The sequence below is a fragment of the Tessaracoccus sp. SD287 genome (genome assembly GCF_017355265.1).
Classification (GTDB): Bacteria; Actinomycetota; Actinomycetes; order Propionibacteriales; family Propionibacteriaceae; genus Aestuariimicrobium.
Genome location: NZ_JADIJQ010000001.1, coordinates 73,992 through 98,588, shown reverse-complemented (window position 1 = coordinate 98,588; position 24,597 = coordinate 73,992). Strand labels below are relative to the sequence as shown.

Genomic DNA, 24,597 nt, shown 5'->3' with positions numbered 1-24,597 from the left:
CCCGCTGGTTCAGTCGCGGGTGTCGACGTGGCGCGACTCATGGGTCGTGTGCACCCGATTGCGCTGCGCCTGGGCCACGAACGAGAAGAGGATGGCGGCGATGCCGGCGACGATCAGGATCCAGCCCAGGATGCCATCCGTGACGCCGGGAACGTCGACCTGCAGGGCCCAGTTGAGCACTGCGCCGATGATGATGAGGACGATGCCGAGTCCGATCCACATGTGAGCCTCCTGAAAGGGTTTGGGTCGTGCCCATCATGGCGGCTACCGCGGCCCGACGTCGTAAAACGCCACAATTGCCCCGACTCACCACCCACGGAGGGGACGGGTGCGACGCCCTCTTGACACGTGTGATAGATATGACCGCGACACGGCCGCGCAGAGCGGGCGGCATGCAAGCGTTGAGAGGAAATGATGGCGACTGATTACGACGCGCCCCGCAAGACCGACGAGGAGCAGCAGGAAGACTCGATCGAAGAGCTCAAGAATCGTCGGAATGACGCCAAGTCGGGTGACGTCGACCAGGACGAGGTGGAGGCCGCTGAGTCCTTCGAGTTGCCCGGTGCTGACCTGTCCCACGAGGAGCTCACCGTCCGGGTGCTGCCCCGACAGGCCGACGAGTTCACCTGCGCCTCCTGCTTCCTGGTGAAGCACAAGAGCCAGATCGCCGAGACCAAGGGCGACAAGATCTACTGCGTCGACTGCTACTGAGTTGTTTGTGGGGGACAACCCCCAACACCCCCGCGGGACGTCCCAGCCACTCGGCTCGGGCGTCCCGTGTTTTGTAGGGAGTGGCCTTGCGTGGGGACAACCCCCAACACCCCCCGCGGGACGTCCCAGCCACTCGGCTCGGGCGTCCCACGTGCGTTGGTGTCTGAATCAGACCTTGATGACGGTGGGCAGGCCGTCGTTCTCGATGCCCATCCGCGAGAGGCGGCGGGCGACGTGGCGGGTGGCGGCCAACTGGGCCGCGCCCATGCCGACCGCCGACGACAGGGCCCAGATGAAGGCCTCGGTGGCGGGGACGTCGGGGTCGCCGGGCTGGGGCGGTTCGGTGCCGGTCGCCAGCTTCCAGGCAGCCTTCAACACCCGGTGGGTGACCATGGTCACCGCCGCGCCCAGCGCAATGCCGTACACCTTTTGAATCAGCTTCTCCGAGAGCTCCATGGCGCCCATCCTAGGACGAACCACGGCGCAGGGGGCAGTAGGTTGGACACATGAGTTCCACCTCGTCCCCCCCTGCCCACGCCGGGACGCTGCCGACCCCGCACCACGACGAACGGCTGGCCGTGCCGGCCATGTGGTGGGTGGTCTCCCTGTTCCTGGCCATGACCTTTGTCGTGGCCGTGTGGGCCATTCTCAGCGACGTCTGGGCGCTCGGTGCCCTGGTGGTGTTCTTCGGACTCGTCGTCATCTTCCTGATCGGCTACGGCTCCGCACGGATCACCGCGGACGGGACCGGACTGCGAGCCGGGGGAGCCTCCATCGACTGGGAATGGGTGACGGGTGCCACCGCCCTGGACGGCGAGCAGACCCAGCTGGCGCTCAACGCCGCCGCCGACGGACGCACCTGGCTACTGGTGCGTCCCTTCCTGAAGAGCGCGGTCCGGGTCGACCTGGCCGACCCCGCCGACCCCCACCGCCACTGGCTGCTGGCCACCCGCCAACCCGGCAACCTCGCCGCCGCCATCCTCGCCCACAGCGCGGCCGCCCCGACCACCCGGCGGGGGTCCCAATGAGCGAGCGCCCCCTGAGGATCGCAGTCCGGCTGCTCGACACCGACCTGCCCGTCCCCGGCTACGCACACCCCGGCGACGCGGGCGCCGACCTGCACGCCAGGGAAGACGTCACCCTGGCGCCGGGGGAGCGCCGCCTGGTCCCCACCGGTCTGGCCGTGGCCATTCCCGAGGGCCACGTCGGTTTCGTCCATCCACGTTCGGGACTGGCCGCCCGCCACGGGCTCGGCATGGTGAACGCGCCGGGCGTGATCGATTCCGGGTACCGCGGCGAAATCCAGGTGAACTTGATCAACCACGACCCGCACACCCCCATCGCTTTGAAGCGCGGTGACCGCATTGCCCAACTGGTCATCCAGACGGTGGTCACCGCCGACTTCCAGCCCGTCGAGGACCTGGACGACACTGCCCGTGGAACCGGCGGGCATGGCTCGTCGGGCGGCATCGCTGATTGGTAGACTCGATGCGGTATGCCCCCGATGTCGGCGGAGCCTTCCGTCGCGTCCCAGCCCGACCTGAACTCGAAAGGCATCACCCGTGATCTTTGGTCGCAAGAAGAAGCAGAAGCTCGCCGAAGAGGACATCCTCGACGAGAACGAACTGCTCGAGGAGGACGACCTCGACGACGCTGACGAGACCGCCGTGGACCCCGAGCAGGACGACCTCACCGACGAGGACGCCGAGGCTGACGACGTCGACGAGGACGACGACGCCGAGGACGAGGACGAGGACGACACCGCCGAGGAGACCGAACTGGCCGACCACGACCTGCGTGAGGACGGCCCCTTTGACCTGTCCGAGGTCGACCTGGAGGCCGACGACATCGAGCGGATGGACTTCGGCAGCCTGATCCTGACCCCGTTCGAGAACATGCAGGTCCAGTTGCAGGTCGACCAGGCCACCAACCAGGTGCAGTCGGCGCTGGTCATGGTGGACCAGTCCGCCCTGGAGGTCGCCCTGTTCGCCGCCCCGGCCCGCACCTCCATGGTCAAGGACATCACCGACGACATGACCAAGCAGACCGTCGAGGCCGGCGGCGAGGTCGAGATCACCGACGGACCCTTCGGCCCCGAGATCCGGCGCGTCCTGCCCGTCCAGGGCGAGGATGGCCAGCAGGCCTACCACGTCTCGCGCACCTGGTTCGCGCAAGGTCCCCGCTGGCTCCTGCGCGGCGTCCTGATGGGTGAGGCGGCGCTGGCCGAGGGCTTCGAGGAGGGCGCCGGGGAACTGCTGTTCGAGTTCTTCTGCAATGTCGTCGTCTCCCGCGGTGAGGACCCCATGGTCCCCGGTGACCTCATCCCGATGACGCTGCCCGACAGCATCACCGCAGCAGCGGAAACCACGGCAGAGTAGGCAGTCGAGCATGGGTACCACTGAGGTGACCGGTCGTCGTCCCGTGGGCATGTGGGGTCGGGCGGTCCGCCGCCTGACCTCCTCCAACAGCGAGTTCGAGAACGACCAACTCGCCGGACTCGCCCGCGAGTCGGGCTGCCAGACCCTGTCGGAGTGCCGGGCGCGTCAACTGGTCACCCTGCACGGACGCATCAACAGCGTGACGCTCAGCCCCCGCGGCGGCCGGTCATGGCTGGAGGCCGGACTGGAGGACGGCACCGGTGCGGTCACCCTGGTCTTCATGGGGCGACGCAGCATCCCCGGCATCGAGGCGGGTCGGATGCTGCGGGCCACCGGACGACTGGTCCAGCGCGGCAACCGCCGGGTGATCTACAACCCGCACTACGAACTGCGCAGCTGAGCCCTGCCCGATGAACGGGACCTCACAACCAGGTCTCCCGGTCGTCGTGGATCGGCGGCGGCGCTCCCTCGCCGTGACGCAGCTTCGGCCGCTTGACCAGATGGTCGGCCAGCACCTGCTCGTACTCGGGTGAGACCACCAGCAGCACCTCGTCGCCCACTTCGATGACCCCGTCACGATCGGGTGCCATCCCGATCCCGTCCCGGATCACCGACACCAGGACCGCGTCGCCGGGCAACTGCAACTCACGGATGGGGCGCCCGACGATGGCGCTGTCCTCGGGCATGGTCAGTTCCACCAGGTTGGCAGACCCCTCCCGGAAGGTGAACAGCCGCACCAGTTCGCCGACGGTGACGGCCTCCTCGACCAGGGCACTCATCATCCGCGGGGTCGAAACCGCCACGTCAACGCCCCAGGACTCGTCGAACATCCACTCGTTGTCGGGATGGTTCACCCGGCTCACCGTGCGAGGCACACCGAACTCGGTCTTGGCCAGCAGCGAGTGCACCAGGTTGGCCTTGTCGTCGCCGGTGGCGGCGATCGAGACGTCATAGGACTCCAACTGGGCCTCCTCCAAGGAGTCCAGCTCGCAGGCGTCGGCAAGCAACCAGTCGGCATCGGGCACCGACGCGGTCTTGATCGCGGCAGGGTCCCGGTCGATCAGCAGGATGGAATGACCGTTGCCGATCAGCTCCTTGGCGATGGACCGGCCCACATTGCCGGCCCCCACGATGGCGACGCGCATCTCAGGCTCCCTTCATCGGCGGACAGGCGGGGCCGCCAGCACGGACTCGACGGTGCTCAATGTCTCGGTCTCGACGGCGGCGTAGACCAGGTCGCCGTCCTGCAGGATGGTCGCCTGGTTGGGCACGAGCCCCCGACCGAAGCGCATCACGAATGGCAGCGGCGTGCCCACCACCGCCTGGATGGCGTGCACCCTGGTGCCGATCCAGTCCTCATGGGTCTTCACCTGGACCAGTCGGACATTGCCCGCAGGGTCGGTCCAGACCGGCTCGGAGCCTTCCGGCAGCAATCCGCGCAGCACCTGGTTGGCGGCCCAGCGCACGGTGGCTACGGTGCGAATGCCCAGGCGTTCGTACACCTCGGCACGACCCTGGTCGTAGATGCGGGCAATGACATTGGTCAGACCGAACTCCTCGCGGACCACGCGGGCGGCCAGGATGTTGGAGTTGTCGCCGCTGGACACCGCAGCAAAGCCGTCCGCCTCACGGATGCCCGCCCGGACGAGCACATCGCGATCGAAGCCGACGCCCTTGACGGTGATGCCCTTGTACTCCGAACCGAGCCGACGAAACGCGTTGACGTCCAGGTCGACGACCGCCACCGAGTGTTCGCGGCGCTCCAGGGACTTTGCCAGACTCGCCCCCACCCGACCACAACCCATGATCACGATGTGCACGTGGGCCTCCTTCACTGCCGTGCTCAGCCCCACGCTACCGGTGTTGGGTCCAGCACACGACGAGGAGCAGACGCCGTCCGGCGCGAGATTCTGGCCCACCGTCGCCGCCCCGACGCCCACCGGGGCGTTCGTGGGCACTGGCGGGTCACCCCGAAACGAGGTGATTCAATGACCCGGTCGTTTCTCAAAGGGGTGCCTGATGGCCAAGCTGTTCAAGTTCAACCTGCTCGTGCTGGTGCTGCTGGCCATCCTGCTCGGCATCGGGCTGGGGTCCTTCCTGCCCAGTTTCGTGGTGCGCATCTTCGTCACCTTCAACGGCCTGTTCGGGAACTTCCTGGGCTTCATCATTCCGCTGCTGATCGTCGGGCTGATCACCCCGGCCATCGACGAACTCGGCAAGGGGGCCGGCAAGTGGCTGGCGGTCACGGCCGGAATCGCCTATGTCTCCACCATCCTGGCCGGGCTGCTCAGCTGGGGCACCAGCATGATCGCCTGGCCCCGGTTGCTGGCCGGCAATGACGTGACCGACCTGGCCGACCCCGAGTCAGGCCTGCTGACCCCCTACTTCACCATCGACATGCCGCCCATGTTCCAGGTGATGACTGCCCTGGTCTTCGCCTTCGTGGTCGGGGTGGCCCTGACCCGCTTCGACGCCCCGGCCCTGCACCAGGTCTTCGCCGACTTCCGCGAGGTCATCAACATCGTCATCAGCAAGGTGATCGTGCCGCTGCTGCCGCTCTACATCTTCGGCATCTTCCTGAACATGACGTTCGCGGGCCAGGTCTGGTCGGTGATCCGATCCTTCTTCTGGGTGGTGGTGATCGTCTTCGCCCTGACGGTGGTCTACCTCGTCCTGCAGTACGCCGTCGCCGGCACCATGGCCAAGAAGAATCCCTTCACCCTGCTGCGGACGATGCTGCCGGCCTACGCCACCGCCCTGGGAACCTCCTCCTCGGCGGCCACGATCCCGGTCACCCTGCGTTCGGCCATCAAGGCCGGGGTTTCGGAGAACGTCGCCTCGTTCGTGATTCCCCTGTGCGCCACGATCCACCTGGCCGGCTCGACCATCAAGATCACGGGCTTCGCCCTGGCCATCATGGTCATGTTCGGCATGCCCACCCCGCCCGGCCTGATCCTGGGATTCATCCTTCTGCTGGGCATCACCATGGTGGCCGCCCCCGGCGTCCCCGGCGGCGCGATCGTCACCGCTGGCGCCCTGCTGGAATCCCAACTCGGCTTCAGCCCCGAACAGGTGGGGTTGATGATCGCCACCTACATCGCCATCGACTCGATTGGCACCGCCGCCAATGTCACCGGTGATGGCGCCATCGCCGTCATCGTCGACAAACTGGCCGGCCACCCCGGCCACCGCGACCTGGGTCTGCACCTGCCCCACGAGGAGAAGACCGCCACCGCGGGAGCGTAGCGCCCTGGTTCCGTCGAACCATTGCCGACTCATCTATACAGGTATAGTCTGGCCGTCCAGCGTCCATGGCACCGGAGCCGTGGGACGCGCGTGACACTCAACGGAAGACGGATCATGGTGGATCTTGCAACCGTGGATCGAACAACACTTGGCAAGGCGTTCGACCACTCAGTCCTGTTCAAGAATGCGACCGAGACAGATATCCGCGGCGGCTGCGAGGAGGCCAAGCAGTACAACTGCTCGGCGTTCTACGTCGCCGCCCCCTACTGGCTGCCCGTGGCCACCGAGGCGCTGGCCGGCTCCACGGTGAAGGTGGCCACGGCCATTGCCTTCCCCTCCGGGGTCGCCGACTGGCGCTCCAAGGCGGCCGAGACCCGGCATGCCGTCGAGGCCGGTGCCCAGGAACTCGACATCGTCATGAACATCGGGGCGCTGCTCAGCGGTGACGACGCCGCCGTGCGACGCGAGCTGGAGGCCTTCGTCGGCGAGGCTGGTGAGGCCGTCACCAAGGTGATCCTCGAAGTCTGCTACCTGTCCGACGACGACATCCGCCGGGCCTCCGAACTGGTGGTCGAGGCCGGCGCCAACTACGTCAAGACCTCCACCGGCCAGCATGCGGGCCCGTCCATGACTCAGTTCCTGGCCATGCAGCAGGCCGTGGCGGGCTCGGGCGTGCGCACCAAGGTGGCCGGCGTCCAGGCGCCCCGACCCCAGAACGCCTACGCCTTCCTGCTCGCGGGGGCCGACCTGATCGGCACCCGGGCGGTGCCCGAGATCATCGACGCCCTCGACCAGATGCGCAGCATCGGACTGGTCCCCTCCCCGGCGCCCGCCTCGTGACCCACCCACACCCTCGACAGACAACGCAGTTGGGAGAACACCCATGGTGATGACAGTCGCCGAGTACGCGAAACACTTCGACATGGCCCTGCACAAGCAGGACTCACTGGAAACCGACATCAGGGCCCATGCCCAGGCCGCCCGGGACGCCGGGGTCGCCGCCTGCTACACCAACTCCTACTGGACGCCGGTGGTGGCCGAGGTCCTGCAGGGCTCCGACGTGCACGTCGGCACGGCCATCAGCTTCCCCTACGGATGCACCTCCACCGCCATGAAGTTCGCCGAGATCGAGGAGGGCCTGGAACTGGGCGCGACCGCCGTTGACATGGTGATCAACATTGGCCAACTGCGGATGGGCAACCACGACTTCGTCCGACGGGAGGTCGAGGGCCTGGTCGAGCGCACCGCCGGCAAGGCCCTGTCCAAGGTCATCTTCGAGGTCTGCTTCCTGACCGATGACGAGATCGCGACGCTGACCCGCATCTGCTCGGACGCCGGCGTCAACTACGTCAAGACCGCCACCGGCTCCGAGGGCTTTCCCACCGAATCGCAGGTCGCGGTGATGCGCAAGAACATCACCAACGAGAAGACCCTGCTCAAGGTCTCGGGGGTGCCCCGCACCTTCACCATGGCCGCGACGCTGTGGTTGATCGATCGCATGGGGGTCTCCCTCATCGGCACCAGAAGCGCCGCACAGCTCGTCGCCCAGTACCAGGAACTGTTTACCGAAAGGACCGATTCATGACTGACTACCTCATGGGAATCGACGCCGGCACGACCGGCTGCAAGTCGATCGTCTTCGACTTGGATGGCAATGTCATCGGGCAGGACTACCGCGAGTACCCCTGCGTCTACCCGGGCCCGGGGCTGGTCGAGCAGACCTACGCCGACATCATCCCGCCGCTCGCCGACTCCTGCAAGGCAGCCATCGCGGCGTCCGGGGTGGATGCCAAGGACATCAAGGCCGTGGCCTTCTCGACCCAGGCGACCTTGATGGCCATGGTCGACGAGAACCACAAGTTGGTCCGTGACTTCGTGTCCTGGCAGGACCTTCGCGGCGCCGACTACATCCCCAAGCTGCGCGAGGCCTACGGCGCCGCCGAGATCTACCAGGAGACCGGTGATCCGCAGGGGACGAACTCCGCAGCCCCCAAGTGGGCCTGGCTGCGCGACAACGAACCTGAGAACTGGGCGCGGACCCGCTGGTTCCTGTCCGAGCAGGAGTTCCTGCTCAAGGACTGGGGTGCCGACGGCTACTGGACCGACCTGTCCACGGCTTCTCGTGAAGGCATGCTGGACGTCGACACCATGGACTGGTCGAAGGGCGTCCACGACCTGGTCGGCATCCCGCTGAGTTCGCGTGCCACCGTCGTCACCGAGCCCGGCAAGGTCGTCGGCCAGATCAGCGCCGAGATGGCCAAGCGCACCGGACTGGTCGAGGGCACCCTGCTGTGCATGGGCGCCCATGACCAGAACTGCTCCACCTTCGGCGGTGGCGCCATCAAGGGTGACGACTGCGTGATGGTGATGGGCACCTTCGGGTCCTGCTACGTGGTGATGGACGAGTCGCGCCGCGACCCGCACCGCAAGCTCATCGTCAAGCCCAACCACGGCATGGGCAACTGGACGATCGAGGCGTTCTCGAACACCTCGGCCTCCTCCTTCCGCTGGTACCGCGACACCTTCGCCGACCTGGAGCGAGCCGCCGGGTCGGTGACCCGGATGGATCCCTACGACATCATCACCAACCAGGTCACCCAGTCACCGATCGGTGCCAATGGGGTCACCTTCCTGCCGTTCCTGGGTGGGGCGTCGGGCGCGCGGCAGAACCCGCACGCCCGGGCCAACCTGCACGGCATGAGCCTGGCGACGAACAAGGCCGACGTGGCCCGTGCCGTTCTGGAGGGCATCAGCTTCGAGATGCGCGACATCCTGGTGGCCCAGTCGGCGGCCGGGATCAACCCCTCCACGATCCGACTCGTCGGTGGGGCGGCGAAGTCCAAGGTGTGGTCGCAGATGCTGGCCGACATCTTCCAGAAGCCGATCCAGGTGCTGCGGACCTCCGAGTCCGGGTGTCTCGGTGCGGCCATGTACGCCGGTGTCGGGGCGGGGCTGTACGCCTCGTGCGAGGAGGCCGCCGAGCGTGCCGTCGCCGTGGTCGCGGAGTTCACCCCTGACCCGTCGACCGCGCCCGCCTACGACGAGGCGTTCGACCGGTTCGTCAAGCTCTACGAGGCGCTGGACACCCGCGTCTTCTAGGAGTGACGGCGATGGCCCGGACCCACCCAGGGTCCGGGCCATCGCTGTGTGCGCTCCAGGTCAACGACGCTGGCGACTTGCCACCAGGTCGGTGATCCGGGTGTGCAGCGAGGCGGCGTCCATCCCGTGCTGGTGCTGCAACCCGGCGTAGGTGCCGGTGTGCACGTAGGTGTGGGGGACAGCAATGATGTCGACCACCGCGCCGCCGTGGTGGGCGATCAGTTCGCTGACGATGCCGCCCAGCCCGCCGCGGTCGTAGTGCTCCTCGACGGTGATGACGTGGCCGGTCCGCCTGGCCGAGGACAGCACCAGGTCCTCGTCCAGGGGAACGATCGTGCCCAGGCAGACCAGGTCGACATCAATGCCGTCGGCGACCAAGGCGTCCACGGCCTGCATCGTCTCGATGGTCTGGTAGCCGGCGGACACGACGGTGACCTGGCTGCCCTGGCGGACGTGGCGGCCCTTGCCGATCTGGAAGTCCTCCTCGAACAGGACGGGCACGTTGCCGGCGCCGATGCGCATGTAGACGGGCCCGTCGTGCTCGATCATGGCCCGGACGCCGGCGCGGATCTCGCTGTAGTCCTGGGGTGCCAGCACCGTCACGCCGGGAATCATCCGGATGATGGCGAAGTCCTCGAGCGAGTGGTGGGTCGACCCCAGGTCGGCGTAGGTCATGCCGCCGTTGCGTCCGACGATCTTGACGTTCTGGTTCATGTAGCCAATGTCGTTGCGGAACTGCTCGTAGTTGCGGGCCGTGACGAACGGCGCGATGGCGCAGAAGACCGGGATCTTGCCGGTGGTGGCCAGACCTGCGGCCAGACCGGTGGCGCCCTGCTCCTCGATGCCCACCTCGAAGTAGCGGTCGGGGTGCGCCTTGGCGAAGTCGCCGAACCCGGACGACTTGCCCGAGTCGGTCGAGATCACCACGATGCGTTCGTCGGTCTCGGCGACCTCGGCCACGGCGCGGCCGAACTCCTTGCGGGGGTCATAGGTCTGGGCGTTCATCGGGCTTCCTCCAGGCTGGCGATCACGGCGTCGCTCTCGGCCACGGCAACGGCCAGTTCGTCGGGCGAGGGCTTCCAGTAGTGGCTGGGCACGGTGCCCTGGATCGAGGTGACACCCTTGCCCTTGGTGGTGCGGGCCACGATCACGCTGGGCTTGCCGGGCTCCAGGGGACAGCGGTCCAGGGCGGCGGTGATCTGGGCCATGTCATGGCCGTCGATCTCGGCGGTGGCCCAGCCGAAGGCACGGAACTTGTCGGTCACCGAGCCCATGTTCATCACCTCGTCGGTGGTGCCCGAGATCTGCATGCCGTTCAGGTCGACGAACACGACAATGCTGCCGAGTCGGTGGTGGGCGGCCATGGCGGCGCCCTCCCAGTTGCTGCCCTCGGGCAGTTCGCCGTCGCCCATCATGACGAAGATCCTGGCTTCGGGGTGCTCGTGGCGCAGGCCCAGTGCCATGCCGCAGGCCAGGGGCAGTCCGTGACCGAGCGCGCCGGTGTTGGCCTCGATGCCGGTCAGCAGTGACATGTTGGGGTGGCCGGGCACCGGGGAGGACAGGGCGCCGTACTGGTCCAGCACCGAGGCGTCGATGATGCCCCGCTCGGCGAGCACGGCGTACTGTCCCATCGCCTTGTGGCCGGCCGACAGCAGGAAGCGGTCGCGGCCCGGGTCATTGGGCCCGGACGAGGGTCGCATGGCGTGGAAGTAGACGGCTGTGATCATGTCAATGGCCGACATGGCACCACCCAGGTGCCCCGAGGGGTTTGCTTGGAGCATCCGCAGCACATTGCGGCGGGCGCGGGCAGCGTGCAGCTGCAGCAGCGAGTGATCGTCAGTCATGGGTCCGTCCTCGGCAACTTGTATTGACTTGTACACCATACCTAGACAGGTATAGACAAGCAAGGCGGGTGCGAACGGGTGCCGAGCGGCATACAGTGCTGGGGTGAACATTGCCGATGGGCTCAAGCGTCTGGTGATCGGCCGCAAGCTCGCCTCGAGTCAGTCGGGGGAGCAGCTGCTCCCCAAGCGGGTCGCACTTCCGGTCTTCGCCTCCGACGCGTTGAGCTCCACGGCCTATGCCCCCGACGAGATCCTGCTGACGCTGTCCCTGGCCGGCATGGCCGGGTTCGCGTTCTCCTGGCCGATCGGGCTGGCGGTGGCCGTGGTGATGGGCGTCGTGGTGCTCAGCTACCGCCAGAACGTGCGCGCCTACCCCAGTGGTGGCGGTGACTACGAAGTGGCCAAGGTCAACATTGGCCCCACGGCCGGCGTCAGCGTCGCGGCGGCGCTGCTGGTCGACTACACCTTGACCGTGGCGGTCTCGGTCTCGTCGGGGGTGCAGAACGCCAAGGCGATGCTGCCCTTCATCGAGGGCCACGAGGTGGCGGTCGCCATCGGAGTGATCGTGGTGCTGATGCTGGTCAACCTGCGCGGGGTGCGGGAGTCGGGCGCGATCTTCGCCATCCCCACCTATGCGTTCATCGTCGCGATCGCCGGCCTGGTGGTGTGGGGCCTGACCCGGATCTACCTGCTGGGCGAGGAGGTGCTCTCGCCCACGGCTGACTGGCAGGTCGTCGGCGTCGACCCATACACGAACTTCGAGGGCTTGGCGATGGTGGCGCTGCTGGCCCGCTCGTTCTCGTCGGGTTCGGCGGCCCTGACCGGGGTCGAGGCCATCTCCAACGGGGTGCCGTCCTTCCGTGCGCCCAAGTCACGCAATGCCGCCACCACGCTGGCGCTGCTGGGCGCCATTGCGATCACCATGCTGATGGGCATCCTGCTGCTGGCCAACAAGGTCAAGGTGCACCTGATCGACGAACGCGGCGGGTCGCACTACCTGCTGCCCGACGGGTCGGTCCGCTACCAGGAGGGCACCACCGTCATCGGGCAGCTGGCCACCGCGGTGTTCTACGACAACTTCAGGGTGGGCTTCTACGTGGTGATGGCCTGCACCATGCTGATCCTGGTGCTGGCGGCCAATACGGCGTTCAACGGCTTCCCGATGCTCGGCTCCATCCTGGCCAGGGACGGGTTCCTGCCGCGCCAGCTGCACTCCCGCGGTGACCGATTGGCCTATTCCAATGGCATCGTCACCCTGGCGGTGGCGGCGATGGCGCTGGTCTTCGCCTTTGACGCCTCGGTGACGGCGCTGATCCAGTTGTACGTGGTCGGCGTCTTCGTCTCGTTCACGGTGGGGCAGTTCGGCATGGTCAAGCACTGGACGCGGCTGCTGGCCAGTGAGCGCGACCCGGTGGTGCGCCAACAGATGCGACGCTCACGGGTGATCAACGGGATCGGTCTGGTGATGACCGGGGTGGTGCTGGTGATCGTGCTGGTCTCCAAGTTCCTGCACGGTGCCTACCTGGCCGTGATCGCCATGGGCGTGCTGATCCTGGTGATGCGCTGGATCAGGCGCCACTACGACTCGGTTGCCCAGGAGCTGCGGATCACCGACGACTCCGAGCGGACGATGCCCTCGCGGGTGCGCGCGGTGGTGCTGGTCAGCCGGGTGGACAAGCCGACCGTCCGGGCCGTCATGTATGCCCGGGCCACCCGGCCCAACAGCATCGAGGCGGTGCACGTCGCCGTCGACGACGACGCCTCCAAGGACACCTTCGACGCCTGGGAGTCCGAGGACTTCGGGGTGCCGCTGCGGGTGATCGCCTCGCCCTACCGGGAGGTGACCACCCCCTTCATCGCCCACATCAAGGCGATGCGCACCGACAACCCCCGCGACGTGGTGATCGTCTACATCCCCGAGTACGTGGTGGGGCACTGGTGGGAGGGCCTGCTGCACAACCAGACCGCCCTGCTGATCCGGATCAGGTTGCAGTTCATCTCGGGGGTGATGGTCACCAGCGTGCCCTACCGGTTGCAGTCCTCGACCACCGCGGCCGAGCGACTGGGCCGCGACCACCCGAGCAGCTGGCGGCGTCCCGGCGTCCAGCAGAGTGACCTCGACCCTGCGGAGTCCCGGCGGGACTGATCCCACGGGGTCGGTCCGTGTAACGAATCAGTAACGCCACGCCGCGCTCCACTGGCGCCACCGGATCGTCCGCGCTACGTTTCTGAGACCTGAACCACCTGTCAGGTTTTGGTGCGGGCAACGTCATCGTTGACCAGCCGCGCTGGACGTCCCGTTCGGCACGCACCGCCTAGACCGGTGAACTGGAACTGGAGCTGGTGCCCCAGGGCACCTTGGCCGAACGGATGCGCGCCGGCGGCTCCGGCATCGCCGCCTTCTACACCCGCACTGGGGTGGGCACCCAGGTCGCCGAGGGCGGTCTGCCGCAGAAGCACCACCCTGACGGCAGCGTCGCGGTCGCCTCGCAGCCCAAGCCGGTGCAGACGTTCATGGTCGACGGTGTCGAGCGCGAGTTCGTCCTGGAGCAGGCCATTCGCGCCGACTACGCCCTGGTCCATGCCCGCAAGGCCGACCGCCACGGCAACCTCGTCTTCCACGCCGCCGCCCGCAACTTCTCACCGGTCGCCGCCATGGCCGGCAAGGTCTGCATCCTGCAGACCGAGGAACTGGTCGAACCCGGCGAGATCAACCCCGACGAGGTACACCTGCCGGGGGTCTTCGTCCATCGCATCGTCGAGGTGGGCACCGACATCGAGAAGCGCATCGAGAAGCGCACCATCCGAGAGGGGAACTGACATGGCACTGACCCGCCAGCAGATGGCCGCGCGGGCCGCGGCCGAACTCAGCGACGGCATGTACGTCAACCTCGGCATCGGCCTGCCGACCCTGGTGCCCAACTACGTCCCCGCGGACGTCTCGGTGGTGCTGCAGAGCGAGAACGGCATCCTCGGCGTCGGCCCCTACCTCCTCGACCAGGACGTCGACCCCGACCTCATCAATGCCGGCAAGGAGACCGTCACCCTGCTGCCCGGGGCCAGCTTCTTCGACTCGGCGACCTCCTTCGCCATGATCCGCGGCGGCAAGATCGACGCCGCGATCCTCGGCGCCATGCAGGTCTCGTCCGGCGGTGACATCGCCAACTGGATGATCCCCGGCAAGATGGTCAAGGGACCGGGCGGCGCCATGGACCTGGTGCACGGCGCCGCCTCCGTCATCGTGCTGATGGAGCACGTCGCCCGGGACGGATCCCCCAAGCTGCTGGAGCAGTGCTCGCTGCCGCTGACCGGCAAGGGCGTGGTCGACCGGATCATCACCGACCTGTGCGTCCTGGACGTCACCGACGAAGGACTGCGGCTGGTCGAACTGTCGCCCGGCGTCACCCTGGACGAGATCCGCGCCGCCACCGGTGCGCCGGTGCTGGCATGAGCACCCTGCTGCCCGGCATCAACAGCCAGCAGGTCAGCACCGGACGCGGCCGTTTCCACGTCATCGAGGCCCACCCCCAGCTGGTCGGCATCCCGGTGGTCTTCATCCACGGGAACGTGTCCAGTTCGCTGTTCTTCCAGCCGACCATGCTCGACCTCGATCGGCACTCCTATGCCATCGACCTGCGTGGCTTCGGGGATTCCGAGACCCTGCCGGTGGACGCCCGTCGGGGGCTGCGCGACTTCTCCGACGACGTCGCCGCCGTGTTGGACGCCCTGCGCCTCACCAGCGTGCACCTGGTCGGCTGGTCGATGGGTGGGGGAGTCAGCATGCAGTTGCTGTTGGATCGCCGCGACCTGGTCGCTTCGCTGACGCTGATCTCGCCCGTCTCGCCCTACGGTTTCGGCGGCACCAGCCTGGACGGCACCCTGCTGAGCCCCGACGCCGCCGGCACCGGCGGTGGCGGCGCCAACCAGGACTTCCTGGCCAGCATGGCCAGCCGGGAGACCAGCGACAGTTCCAGCTCGACGGCGCGCTCGGTGTTCCGCGCCACCTATGTGGCGCCCGGCTACCGCACCGACCTGGAGGACCTGTGGGTCGAGTCGATGCTGTCGACGGCGCTTGGCGAGGACAACTACCCCGGTGACAGCGTGGCGTCCGAGTCGTGGCCCGGCTTCGCCGCCGGGACGCGCGGCATCCTCAACACGATGGCCCCGACCCACTTCAACACCACCGCCATCGTCGACCTCGACGACAAGCCCGCGATCCTGTGGGTGCGCGGCGACCAGGACGCCATCGTCAGCGACGAGACCTATTTCGACCTGAACACGCTCGGCAGGGCCGGCATCATCCCCGGGTGGCCCGGAGATCAGGTGGCGCCGCCGCAGCCCATGGTGGCCCAGACCCGGGCAGTCCTCGAGTGCTACCGCGCCCAGGGTGGCCGGGTCCGTGAAATCGTCCATGCCGGCGTCGGCCACTCGGCGCACCTGGAACGCCCCGAGGAGTTCCGCGCCGCCCTGTCCCAACACATCACCGAGAGCGAGTCGACCCCATGAGCCTGCCGGACAACGCCATCGTCATCGTCGGGGGTGCCCGCACCCCCGTCGGGAGTTTTGGGGGTTCACTTGCCGCGGTGCCGGCCCACGAACTGGGTGCCACCGCGACCAGGGCCGCCCTCGAACGGGCCGCGGTGGGCATCGACGGGGTGGGGGAGTTCATCTTCGGTTGCGTCGGGCAGACCGGCAAGGACGCCTACATTGCCCGCCGGATTGCCCTGGCCGCCGGTGCCCCCACCTCGTCGACGGCCATGACCGTCAACCGCATCTGCGGCTCCGGCCTGCAGGCACTGGTCAGCGCCTGCGACGAACTGCGTCGCGGGGACAGCGACGTCGTGGTGACCGGGGGCGCCGAGTCAATGTCGCGCCAGCCCTACCTCGACCTGGACGCCCGCGCCGGCTACCGGTTGGGCAACCGCCAACTGGTCGACGGCACCCTCAGCCTCGTCACCGACCCGTTCACCGACACCGCCATGGGCATCACGGCCGAGAACGTGGCCGCCCGCCACGGCGTCAGCCGGGATGACCAGGACGAGTTCGCCGCCGAGTCGCAACGACGGGCGCAAGCCGCCATCGCCGAGGGCGCCATGGCCGCCGAGATCGCCCCGGTGACGATCAGCACCCGCAAGGGCGACCAGGTCGTCGAGACCGACGAACACCCGCGCGCCGGCATCACCGTCGAGAAGCTCGGCGCGATGCGGGCGGCCTTCGTCGGCGACGGGACGGTGACCGCCGGGAACTCCTCGGGCATCAATGACGGTGCCGCGGCGCTGGTGCTCACCACCGCCAGGATCGCCCGGGAGCGTGGTCTGGTGCCGCTGGCCGAGTTGGTCGACGCCGCCAAGGCTGGCTGCGACCCCGACGTGATGGGCTATGCGCCGAAGCCGGCCATCGACAAGGTGCTGGCCCGCAACGGGCTGGTCGCCGCCGACCTCGACTGGGTGGAACTGAATGAGGCCTTCGCCGCCCAAGCGGTGGCCGTCATCCGCGACACCGGACTCGACCCGGCCACGGTGAACCCGCTGGGCGGCGCCATCGCCTGGGGGCATCCCATCGGCGCCACGGGGGCGATCCTGAGCCTGCGGACGATCACCAACCTGCGCAGCCGCGGGCTGGAGCACGGTCTGGTCAGCCTGTGCATTGGTGGCGGCCAGGCCCTGGCGGTCATCTTCCGGGCCGTGTGACCGGCTGACGGCCACGGCCCGCGCGCTAGGGTCAGGAGCGTGAACCACACCGAGAATCCCGCTCCCGTCCCCGAGCCCGGGACGGTGGTGGGTCCGGTCGAGGTCGGGGCGGTGGCCCACGGCGGCCACTGCGTCGCCCGCCTGGACGGGCGGGTCATCTTCGTCCGGCACGCCATTCCCGGCGAGGTCGTCACGATCCGCCTCACCGACACCGGCAAGGCGAAGTTCTGGCGTGGTGACGTCGCCGAGGTGATCACCGGCAGCGAGCACCGGGTGCGCCCACCCTGCCCGGTGGCCGGGGTCTGCGGCGGCTGCGACTTCCAGCACGTGGCGCCGGTCCACCAACTCGAACTCAAACGCCGGGTGGTGGCCGAACAGTTGCAGCGACTGGCCGGGATCACCTGGGAGGGCACCGTCGAGTCGGTCGACGAACCATTGCACTGGCGCAGCCGGATGCGCTACGTCACCGAGACCGGCCTGGCCGGGCTGCACGCCCACCGGTCCCACGAGGTCGTCGAGCTTCCCGAGGGAGGCTGCCGGATCGCCGAGGACACCGGCCCCGACGTCGAGACCCTGCACTTCCTGGCCCGGGAGGCCCAGGGCCGCGACCTGCACGTCGCCACCGCCGAGCCCGTCTCGGCGGTCGCCGGCACCGAGACCCTGATGGGTCGGCGCACCGTGCGGGAGCAGGTGGGTTCGACCGTGTTCCAGGTCGCCACCGACGGATTCTGGCAGCCGCACGTCCGGGCACCCGAGGTGCTCACCGACGCCGTGCTGTCAGCGCTGCAGCCACGGGTGGGGGAGATCGGGCTCGACCTGTACTGCGGTGTCGGACTCTTCGCGGCGGCCCTGGTGGAACACGGCGTGCGGGTCATCGGCGTCGAGCAGGATCGGCGCGCCGCCCAGTTCGCTGCCCGCAACGTGCCCGAGGCCGAGATCATCAGCGGATCGCTGGAACGCAGCCTGCACCGCCTGCCCCATCAAGTCGACCTCATCGTGCTCGACCCGCCCCGGACGGGTGCTGGAGCGAAGGTGGTGACCCGGCTGGCGGGGTTGGGCGCGCGGGCAATCGCCTATGTGGCGTGTGACCCGGCTGCTTTGGCTCGGGACCTGGCCACCTTCGCCGACCTCGGCTGGCAGCCGGCTGGCATTCGCGCCTTCGACCTGTTCCCGATGACCCACCACATCGAGTGCCTGGCGCTGCTGACGAAGGCGGATGCTGAAGTGCGGTGATTCGGGAAGATGCGCGGAGATGCGGGTGTGCTCGAGGGTTCTTAGTGCACACCTTGTCCTTGGAGTGAGTTTGACTGTTGACCAAGGTGACACCTCGCACACGGGTGCCTGGATTTTCAGATGCGGCTTGAAGACCTTCATTTCTGACTAAGGGTCTCCCCGCGTCACCGCGAGGGCGTCCAGTTTCTGGCCCCTGGATCACCGCCCGTCCTGTGGTTCCGCTGAGTTTTCCCCTTTCACCACCGTGCGTTCGATCAACTTCTGAAATCGTGAGGACAACTGCTCCGCACGCTTCACGCTTTGAAGCCCCTCTTCGTCGACCAACCCCAGACGCAGGAGTGTATAGGTCTCCGACCATTCGTCCACCATCTTCCTGACAACTACGTCATCCGAACCATTAGATTGCGTCGCCGCCTCCAAGACTGCTAAACTCGAGTCCAGGCTTGCGAAAAGTGTGATTCTATTTCCAGGTGACTGAATGTGGGCCTCGGTGAACTGGTCGAGCGCTCTACGATAATATTCCAGCCATTTCGGATCAGCCTCGGATACAAAAAGCCGGCTCCGATTCATGAGAATCGTGCCGTACGTCGTCCGAGTATACGAATCATCATAGAGATTGACCGCGCGACCAGCAAATGACTCGGCGCGCCCCCAATCGTGAATAGCTTTCGCGTGAATGGCACGTTGTTCCCAATATCGACCACTCCAATCGCCAAACACGGTGATAAGGGCTTTGTAGAAATCGTCGAAGTCCTCATTCGGAAATGCGGCACTCAAAGTCTTGTAGGTCATCAAGTGAGACATAAGCAACGGCAATCGATTTCTTTCCCGCATTCCTTCTCTCGAGGCCGCTGGGGCGACACGCTTGATGATCCGCAAGATGGACGCGAGGGCGTCACGCGGCGGCAGCACGCGCAGCAGGGAGGCCAGCGACCTATCGCGCTGTCGCGAGATGAGAACCGAACCGTTCAGTTGTACTAGAGCCTGCAGTCCTGAATCGTCTGTCAGCGCGGCAACAATCGCGTCAGAGGCCACGCCGAGCGCTATGGCTGCGTCAGCGGATGTCACGGTCCTTTGCCCCTGCGAAGCCAGGGCGAGTAGTAAGACCAATTCATGTTGCCAGTCCGCCTTGAGATTGGTGACTTCCGTGTCCAAGCGCTTCCTGAATCCCAACCCGTACTCTACGTCGAGCATCGCCGAAAAAATGTCTCTGCCCTTGAATACTGCAAGAGCAGCGCGACGATCTATTAGCTCGAGGCTACCGAGGCGACCGGACGATCTAAGTTTCTCGTAAAGAGCCGTTGAATCCTTGTTCCCGAGACCCTTCTTGGCGACAAAAGTCGACTTCCCGTAGGTTCCGGTGAGCCGCTCTTCGAGTCTAAGCTCGTTGCCTAGAACTTCTCCGCATAGGAACAGAAGCTGAGTTCCACTTTCTTCAGCTAGGCGTAGACTCCGATCGATATCGTCGCCAAAGTCGGCGCCACCATCAATCACGACCACGGTTGGGAATTGTCGAGCGAGTTCCACTAGAAGGTGGCTGTCCCATCTCGAGGACCTGTCGAACTGGAATACATGCGCTCCCATGGCAATGGCTGAACGGGCGACAGTCAGCAGCACAGTCGATAACCCAGTCAATCGTGGAGCATATTGTATTATCAATCGCGCTGATCGGTGCTCAGAGGACATCCAATTACCCAGCTGGGTGATCAATTCGGAGCTGGTACTGAGATCCACGGGTGTGCGAAGAACCACATCCCGCCAAGTGGGTGGGTCGCCACCAAGAAAGTCGTGGGATCTTGGTGGCGGCTCCACACGGTTCGTAACCAGTCTATGAAGTTGTGGAACACTAAGTTCGCGGGCTTCTCGCAAGGTGGTGATCGCCTGGTCTGTCAACTCAAGATCAGACCTCCACACCTTGACGAACTCTTCGCCTGGCTGGCTAATTACGATGTAGCCCAGTTTCTCCAGTTCCCATCGGTTACCCTCTGAGACGAAGGGGTCGACTATAAGTGAAGGTGCGGTTCCGGTCGGCGGATGCGAGAGAAGCACTGACTCTACGTCTGGGTCCCCGAGGAGGCGAGCGCCCATCACGATAAATGGCTCCGACCCCAGCACGCCGGCTAGCATTTGGTGCCAGACTTGGCGCGCGGCTCCAGTGCCCACGTATTCAGTCATGGAGAAGACGAGGCGGCTCGGCTCATGACCCAGCACGTGTCCGTGAAGATGGATGACATCTAGATCCCCAGTCTCCGAGTATTCGTCGTCCCAGGCAACTGTCCGAATAGGTCGCGCGGTGGCGGAATTCTCCTTCACATACGCATTCTCGACCGTGTCATCGATGTTTAGGGTCCAAATGCGCGCCCAAGGCAGGCGAACTAGGTCCTTGAACCAAGGCTCGTGACTGGCATTACGGAAGTACCTACGCAGGGTGCGCCACACGTCCTCTGCGCTCGTGGCCGTCACCGCTCGTTGGTAGGCTCTCGACAGGCTTATCCCTTCCTCCATGGGCACCGTTGGGACGAAGCGTCGTAGCGCTTCGATCAGTTCTGACGAGCTGAGAACAGGTCCAGTCGGTGTCTTCGCGCCGAGACTCGCTCCGGCTCCCAGAAGGAGTTGGTAACGACCAGACCGTGCTGCGTCACGGATCGCCCTTTGTCGCCGCGCACTGAAAGTCTCTAGCATCACTCTGCGGCTCCACCCATAGCTTGGTCAGGATTTGTAGGAGCCTAGCGGACTGCTTGTGCGATTTGTAGGTGTCGCCCTCTTCGTGGCTGCTCAACCGTACTCCTTCGACGGGGGTGCGGGCCCCGCAGGTTGATTCGACTTCAATGAGGCTTGACGATTCTGGTCAATCCCGTAGGTTCTCTGCTGCTCTCTCCGGGGTGAGGGCGTCGTAGTGCCGGCCTCGGGGCCCAGGTGCAGCGCTCGAAGGCTCGACTGGGGACGGCGGTTCTTGTACTAGTCGACCCAGCGACGCCGAACCGCAGGAGGAGGACACGATGCTCGCACGGATGAGGCAGAAGGGCTCGGCACTGATCGGACGGTTCCACGAACCGACGCGGCTGCTGCTGGCCGACCTGCGTCACCTCCACCGCACCGCGGCGGGGGACTCCCAGGACTGGAAGGTGCTCGCACAGACCGCCCAAGGCTCTAAAGGACACCGAGTTGCTGACGGTGGCCGCGGAGTGCCAGCCCGAGACGGTGCGCCAGATGGGGTGGCCAACGCCAAGGTGAAGGAGACGGCGGCCAGGCAATGGTCACCGGCAAAGGAGGGCCCCCGTGGGAGATTCGGATGCTGCGGATGCCGCGGAAGGCCATTGTCGACGGGTCTGACGCGCGGTGGGCGAGGGGTGTAGCAGACTGGCCCTGTGATCCCGGCTCTGATATCTTGATGTCGAGAGATATTCGGAATGACGAGTACCGGGGCGGCCACGGAGCAGCGGCTGCGATTTTGAGACCCGATGAGGAGAAGCATGAGCATCAACAGTTTTGAGGCGAAGTCCACGCTCGACGTGGACGGAACCAGCTACGAGGTCTTTCGGCTGGACGCCGTCGAGGGCCACGAGACCCTTCCCTACAGCCTGAAGGTCCTGCTGGAGAATCTGCTCCGCACCGAGGACGGCGCCAACATCACCGCCGACGACATCACTGCCCTGGCCAACTGGGACGCCGACGCCGACCCGAGTCGTGAGATCCAGTTCACCCCGGCCCGCGTGATCATGCAGGACTTCACGGGTGTGCCCTGCGTCGTCGACCTGGCCACCATGCGTGAGGCCGTCGTCGCCCTCGGTGGCGACGCCAGCAAGGTGAACCCGCTGTCACCGGCCGAGATGGTCATTGACCACTCCGTCATTGCCGAGGTCTTCGGCACCCCCGAGGCCTTTGAGAAGAACACCGAGATCGAGTACCAGCGCAACCGCGAGCGCTACCAGTTCCTGCGCTGGGGCCAGACCGCGTTCGACGACTTCAAGGTCGTCCCGCCCGGCACCGGCATCGTCCACCAGGTCAACATCGAGCACCTGGCCCGCGTCGTGTTCCCCCGCGAGGTCAACGGCGTGCTGCAGGCCTACCCCGACACCTGCGTCGGCACCGACTCCCACACCACCATGGTCAACGGGCTGGGCGTCGTGGGCTGGGGCGTGGGCGGCATCGAGGCCGAGGCCGCGATGCTCGGCCAGCCGGTCAGCATGCTCATTCCGAGGGTCGTCGGCTTCAAGCTGTCCGGTGAGTTGACCGAGGGCACCACGGCCACCGACCTGGTGCTGACCATCACCGAGATGCTGCGTGAGCACAAGGTCGTCGGCAAGTTCGTCGAGTTCTACGGCGAGGGAGTCGGCGCCGTGCCGTTGGCCAACCGCGCCACCATCGGCAACATGTCGCCCGAGTACGGCTCGACCATCGCCATCTTCCCGATCGACGACAAGACCATCGACTACATGCGGATGACCGGCCGTGACGAGCACCAGCTTGCGCTGGTCGAGGCCTACGCCAAGACCCAGGGGCTGTGGCACGACCCGACGCATGAGCCCCGCTTCTCGGAGTACATGGAGCTCGACCTGTCGACCGTCGTGCCCTCGATCGCCGGCCCGAAGCGTCCCCAGGACCGCATCCGGCTCGACGAGTCGCAGGTCGCCTTCCGCGAATCCCTGCCCGAGTACACCAACAACGGCACCGAGCTGACCGGCTACGACCGCGACGTGGCCGCCACCATGGTCGCCTCCGACCCGACCTCGCACGACCCCCGTCAGGTCGACGACTCCCCGGCACCCGAGGAGCACGGGCACCACGGCACGAAGGAACGACGCGTCTCCCGGGCCACCCCCGTCACCCTGGCCGACGGCACCAGCTTCGAGCTCGACCACGGTTCGGTGGCGGTGGCCTCCATCACCTCCTGCACCAACACCTCCAACCCGAGCGTCATGCTGGGTGCGGGCCTGTTGGCCAAGAAGGCCGTCGAACGCGGCCTGACGCGCAAGCCTTGGGTCAAGACCTCGCTGGCCCCCGGGTCCCAGGTGGTCACCGACTACTACTCCAAGGCTGGTTTGGACACCTATCTGGACGCCCTGGGCTTCAACCTGGTCGGCTACGGCTGCGTCACCTGCATCGGCAACACCGGCCCGCTCATCCCCGAGATCTCAGAGGCCGTGAACAACAAGGACCTTGCCGTCGCCGCGGTGCTCTCGGGCAACCGCAACTTCGAGGGCCGGATCAGCCCGGACGTCAAGATGAACTACCTGGCCAGCCCCATGCTGGTCATCGTCTACGCCATTGCCGGCACCATGGACATCGACCTGTTCAATGACCCCATTGGCCAGGACAGCGACGGCAACGACGTCTTCATGCGCGACATCTGGCCCACCCAGGCCGAGATCGACGAGGTGATCGCCTCCTCCATCAACTCTGGCATGTTCACCAGCCGCTACGCCGACGTCTTCACCGGCGACGAGCGCTGGCGTGCGCTGCCCACCCCGGACGGCAACACCTTTGAGTGGGACGAGCAGTCGACCTACGTCCGCAAGCCCCCGTACTTCGACGGCATGCCGGCCGAGCCGACCCCCGTCGAGGACATCTCGGGCGCCCGGGTGCTGCTGAAGCTGGGCGACTCGGTGACCACCGACCACATCAGCCCCGCCGGCAACATCAAGGCCGACAGCCCTGCCGGCAAGTACCTGACCGAGCACGGTGTGGCCCGTCGTGACTTCAACTCCTACGGCTCGCGCCGTGGCAACCACGAGGTCATGATCCGCGGCACCTTCGCCAATATCCGGCTGCGCAACCAGATCGCCCCCGGCACCGAGGGCGGCTTCACCCGGGACTTCACCCAGGCCGATGGCCCGGTCACCACCGTCTACGACGCCTCGGTCGCCTACCAGCAGGCCGGCATCCCGCTGGTCGTGCTGGCCGGCAAGGAGTACGGCTCGGGGTCCTCGCGTGACTGGGCCGCCAAGGGCACGGCACTGCTGGGTGCCAAGGCCGTCATCGCCGAGAGCTACGAGCGGATCCACCGCTCGAACCTGATCGGGATGGGCGTGCTGCCGCTGCAGTTCCCCGAGGGGGAGTCTGCTGACTCGCTGGGTCTGACCGGCGAGGAGACCTTCGACATCACCGGCGTCACGCAGCTCAACGAGGGCACCACGCCCAGGACCGTGACCGTCACGGCCACCGCCCCCGACGGCACCGTGACCACCTTCGAGGCGCTGGTGCGCATCGACACCCCCGGTGAGCGTGGCTACTACACCAATGGCGGCATCATGCAGTACGTGCTGCGCAACCTCGCCAAGGTCTGATCCTGGGTCCTGAGCCGACTGTTGCTCGTGCCGTGTGGCTCGTCGTCTCACACCTGCGCCCCGTCAGGCTTCGGCCTGCGGGGCGCTCGTGTTGTGTCGTCCCATGTCC

Annotated in this window: 22 protein-coding genes and 2 pseudogenes; 16 read left to right on the top strand and 8 right to left on the bottom strand. The window is 66.5% G+C overall.

The window, feature by feature from the left end; translation table 11 throughout:
* Positions 1–9 precede the first annotated feature (9 nt).
* Complete coding sequence (locus IPV09_RS00480) at positions 10–222, bottom strand: DUF6458 family protein (protein WP_207472889.1); 213 nt, start codon at positions 220–222, stop codon at positions 10–12.
* 192 nt (positions 223–414) lie between these two features.
* Here IPV09_RS00480 and IPV09_RS00475 point away from each other — a divergent pair, with 192 nt between their 5' ends.
* Positions 415–711 (top strand): DUF4193 domain-containing protein, encoded by a 297-nt coding sequence (locus IPV09_RS00475; RefSeq protein WP_207472888.1) that lies wholly within the window; start codon positions 415–417, stop codon positions 709–711.
* Between the two features lie 168 nt (positions 712–879).
* Here IPV09_RS00475 and IPV09_RS00470 read toward each other — a convergent pair whose 3' ends face one another.
* On the bottom strand, positions 880–1,167 hold the full coding sequence (locus tag IPV09_RS00470; RefSeq protein WP_207472887.1) for a DUF4235 domain-containing protein: 288 nt from the start codon (positions 1,165–1,167) through the stop codon (positions 880–882).
* A 50-nt stretch (positions 1,168–1,217) separates the two neighbouring features.
* On the opposite strand from IPV09_RS00470, the gene IPV09_RS00465 reads away from it, so the two are divergent.
* From IPV09_RS00465 to IPV09_RS00450, 4 genes are all read left to right on the top strand, one after another.
* Complete coding sequence (locus tag IPV09_RS00465; RefSeq protein WP_207472886.1) at positions 1,218–1,739, top strand: DUF3093 domain-containing protein; 522 nt, start codon at positions 1,218–1,220, stop codon at positions 1,737–1,739.
* A complete protein-coding gene (gene dut, locus IPV09_RS00460; protein ID WP_207472885.1) occupies positions 1,736–2,194 on the top strand; it encodes a dUTP diphosphatase in 459 nt (152 codons plus the stop codon). Before IPV09_RS00465 ends, dut begins: the two co-directional genes overlap by 4 nt.
* A gap of 184 nt (positions 2,195–2,378) precedes the next feature.
* Positions 2,379–3,089 carry a DUF3710 domain-containing protein gene (locus IPV09_RS00455; protein WP_370590170.1) on the top strand — a complete coding sequence of 237 codons (711 nt, stop codon included), beginning with the start codon at positions 2,379–2,381 and terminating at the stop codon, positions 3,087–3,089.
* Between the two features lie 10 nt (positions 3,090–3,099).
* Positions 3,100–3,489: an OB-fold nucleic acid binding domain-containing protein gene (locus IPV09_RS00450; protein ID WP_207472884.1), complete on the top strand. Its 390-nt coding sequence runs from the start codon at positions 3,100–3,102 to the stop codon at positions 3,487–3,489.
* A 22-nt stretch (positions 3,490–3,511) separates the two neighbouring features.
* Here IPV09_RS00450 and IPV09_RS00445 read toward each other — a convergent pair whose 3' ends face one another.
* Positions 3,512–4,234, bottom strand: a complete 723-nt coding sequence (locus IPV09_RS00445) for a TrkA family potassium uptake protein (RefSeq protein WP_207472883.1) — start codon at positions 4,232–4,234, stop codon at positions 3,512–3,514.
* A 12-nt stretch (positions 4,235–4,246) separates the two neighbouring features.
* Complete coding sequence (locus tag IPV09_RS00440; protein WP_207473028.1) at positions 4,247–4,924, bottom strand: TrkA family potassium uptake protein; 678 nt, start codon at positions 4,922–4,924, stop codon at positions 4,247–4,249.
* Positions 4,925–5,108: 184 nt separating this feature from the next.
* On the opposite strand from IPV09_RS00440, the gene IPV09_RS00435 reads away from it, so the two are divergent.
* The 4 genes from IPV09_RS00435 (at position 5,109) to IPV09_RS00420 (ending at position 9,434) form a co-directional block, all read left to right on the top strand.
* The gene (locus IPV09_RS00435) at positions 5,109–6,335 is read left to right on the top strand and encodes a dicarboxylate/amino acid:cation symporter (RefSeq protein WP_207472882.1); all 1,227 of its coding nucleotides are present in this window, start codon (positions 5,109–5,111) and stop codon (positions 6,333–6,335) included.
* 114 nt (positions 6,336–6,449) lie between these two features.
* On the top strand, positions 6,450–7,175 hold the full coding sequence (gene deoC, locus IPV09_RS00430) for a deoxyribose-phosphate aldolase (RefSeq protein ID WP_207472881.1): 726 nt from the start codon (positions 6,450–6,452) through the stop codon (positions 7,173–7,175).
* 43 nt (positions 7,176–7,218) lie between these two features.
* The gene (deoC, locus tag IPV09_RS00425; protein WP_207472880.1) at positions 7,219–7,920 is read left to right on the top strand and encodes a deoxyribose-phosphate aldolase; all 702 of its coding nucleotides are present in this window, start codon (positions 7,219–7,221) and stop codon (positions 7,918–7,920) included.
* Positions 7,917–9,434, top strand: a complete 1,518-nt coding sequence (locus IPV09_RS00420; protein WP_207472879.1) for an FGGY-family carbohydrate kinase — start codon at positions 7,917–7,919, stop codon at positions 9,432–9,434. Before deoC (IPV09_RS00425) ends, IPV09_RS00420 begins: the two co-directional genes overlap by 4 nt.
* 60 nt (positions 9,435–9,494) lie before the next feature.
* On the opposite strand, the gene IPV09_RS00415 is transcribed toward IPV09_RS00420, so the two are convergent.
* A complete protein-coding gene (locus tag IPV09_RS00415) occupies positions 9,495–10,439 on the bottom strand; it encodes a transketolase family protein (RefSeq protein WP_207472877.1) in 945 nt (314 codons plus the stop codon).
* On the bottom strand, positions 10,436–11,278 hold the full coding sequence (locus IPV09_RS00410; RefSeq protein ID WP_207472876.1) for a transketolase: 843 nt from the start codon (positions 11,276–11,278) through the stop codon (positions 10,436–10,438). Before IPV09_RS00410 ends, IPV09_RS00415 begins: the two co-directional genes overlap by 4 nt.
* 103 nt (positions 11,279–11,381) lie before the next feature.
* Here IPV09_RS00410 and IPV09_RS00405 point away from each other — a divergent pair, with 103 nt between their 5' ends.
* The 6 genes and pseudogenes from IPV09_RS00405 (at position 11,382) to IPV09_RS00380 (ending at position 18,201) form a co-directional block, all read left to right on the top strand.
* Positions 11,382–13,424: an APC family permease gene (locus IPV09_RS00405; protein WP_207472875.1), complete on the top strand. Its 2,043-nt coding sequence runs from the start codon at positions 11,382–11,384 to the stop codon at positions 13,422–13,424.
* A gap of 173 nt (positions 13,425–13,597) precedes the next feature.
* Positions 13,598–14,098 (top strand): annotated as a pseudogene (locus IPV09_RS00400) (CoA transferase subunit A); the annotation flags it as partial.
* Between the two features lies 1 nt (position 14,099).
* Positions 14,100–14,729: a 3-oxoacid CoA-transferase subunit B gene (locus IPV09_RS00395; protein ID WP_207472874.1), complete on the top strand. Its 630-nt coding sequence runs from the start codon at positions 14,100–14,102 to the stop codon at positions 14,727–14,729.
* Positions 14,726–15,784 carry an alpha/beta fold hydrolase gene (locus IPV09_RS00390; protein WP_207472873.1) on the top strand — a complete coding sequence of 353 codons (1,059 nt, stop codon included), beginning with the start codon at positions 14,726–14,728 and terminating at the stop codon, positions 15,782–15,784. Before IPV09_RS00395 ends, IPV09_RS00390 begins: the two co-directional genes overlap by 4 nt.
* Positions 15,781–16,968 (top strand): thiolase family protein, encoded by a 1,188-nt coding sequence (locus IPV09_RS00385; protein ID WP_207472872.1) that lies wholly within the window; start codon positions 15,781–15,783, stop codon positions 16,966–16,968. The genes IPV09_RS00390 and IPV09_RS00385 overlap by 4 nt, the downstream gene beginning before the upstream one ends.
* 84 nt (positions 16,969–17,052) lie before the next feature.
* A complete protein-coding gene (locus IPV09_RS00380; RefSeq protein WP_207473025.1) occupies positions 17,053–18,201 on the top strand; it encodes a TRAM domain-containing protein in 1,149 nt (382 codons plus the stop codon).
* A gap of 198 nt (positions 18,202–18,399) precedes the next feature.
* On the opposite strand, the gene IPV09_RS14030 is transcribed toward IPV09_RS00380, so the two are convergent.
* Together IPV09_RS14030 and IPV09_RS14520 are read right to left on the bottom strand one after the other, a co-directional pair.
* On the bottom strand, positions 18,400–19,701 hold the full coding sequence (locus IPV09_RS14030) for a hypothetical protein (RefSeq protein WP_242681023.1): 1,302 nt from the start codon (positions 19,699–19,701) through the stop codon (positions 18,400–18,402).
* Positions 19,702–20,256: 555 nt separating this feature from the next.
* A pseudogene (locus tag IPV09_RS14520) lies at positions 20,257–20,706 on the bottom strand (SIR2 family protein); the annotation flags it as partial.
* A gap of 968 nt (positions 20,707–21,674) precedes the next feature.
* Here IPV09_RS14520 and acnA point away from each other — a divergent pair.
* Entirely contained in the window at positions 21,675–24,488 is a 2,814-nt protein-coding gene (gene acnA, locus IPV09_RS00370) for an aconitate hydratase AcnA (RefSeq protein WP_207472870.1), read from the top strand.
* Positions 24,489–24,597 lie beyond the last annotated feature (109 nt).

Excerpts from the sequence above, each read along its gene's own strand:
- IPV09_RS00480 (WP_207472889.1), bottom strand. The coding sequence starts at position 222 with ATGTGGATCGGACTCGGCATCGTCCTCATCATCATCGGCGCAGTGCTC.
- IPV09_RS00475 (WP_207472888.1), top strand. The coding sequence starts at position 415 with ATGGCGACTGATTACGACGCGCCCCGCAAGACCGACGAGGAGCAGCAG.
- IPV09_RS00470 (WP_207472887.1), bottom strand. The coding sequence starts at position 1,167 with ATGGAGCTCTCGGAGAAGCTGATTCAAAAGGTGTACGGCATTGCGCTG.
- IPV09_RS00465 (WP_207472886.1), top strand. The coding sequence starts at position 1,218 with ATGAGTTCCACCTCGTCCCCCCCTGCCCACGCCGGGACGCTGCCGACC.
- dut (WP_207472885.1), top strand. The coding sequence starts at position 1,736 with ATGAGCGAGCGCCCCCTGAGGATCGCAGTCCGGCTGCTCGACACCGAC.
- IPV09_RS00450 (WP_207472884.1), top strand. The coding sequence starts at position 3,100 with ATGGGTACCACTGAGGTGACCGGTCGTCGTCCCGTGGGCATGTGGGGT.
- IPV09_RS00445 (WP_207472883.1), bottom strand. The coding sequence starts at position 4,234 with ATGCGCGTCGCCATCGTGGGGGCCGGCAATGTGGGCCGGTCCATCGCC.
- IPV09_RS00435 (WP_207472882.1), top strand. The coding sequence starts at position 5,109 with ATGGCCAAGCTGTTCAAGTTCAACCTGCTCGTGCTGGTGCTGCTGGCC.
- deoC (WP_207472881.1), top strand. The coding sequence starts at position 6,450 with ATGGTGGATCTTGCAACCGTGGATCGAACAACACTTGGCAAGGCGTTC.
- deoC (WP_207472880.1), top strand. The coding sequence starts at position 7,219 with ATGGTGATGACAGTCGCCGAGTACGCGAAACACTTCGACATGGCCCTG.
- IPV09_RS00420 (WP_207472879.1), top strand. The coding sequence starts at position 7,917 with ATGACTGACTACCTCATGGGAATCGACGCCGGCACGACCGGCTGCAAG.
- IPV09_RS00415 (WP_207472877.1), bottom strand. The coding sequence starts at position 10,439 with ATGAACGCCCAGACCTATGACCCCCGCAAGGAGTTCGGCCGCGCCGTG.
- IPV09_RS00410 (WP_207472876.1), bottom strand. The coding sequence starts at position 11,278 with ATGACTGACGATCACTCGCTGCTGCAGCTGCACGCTGCCCGCGCCCGC.
- IPV09_RS00395 (WP_207472874.1), top strand. The coding sequence starts at position 14,100 with ATGGCACTGACCCGCCAGCAGATGGCCGCGCGGGCCGCGGCCGAACTC.
- IPV09_RS00390 (WP_207472873.1), top strand. The coding sequence starts at position 14,726 with ATGAGCACCCTGCTGCCCGGCATCAACAGCCAGCAGGTCAGCACCGGA.
- IPV09_RS00385 (WP_207472872.1), top strand. The coding sequence starts at position 15,781 with ATGAGCCTGCCGGACAACGCCATCGTCATCGTCGGGGGTGCCCGCACC.
- acnA (WP_207472870.1), top strand. The coding sequence starts at position 21,675 with ATGAGCATCAACAGTTTTGAGGCGAAGTCCACGCTCGACGTGGACGGA.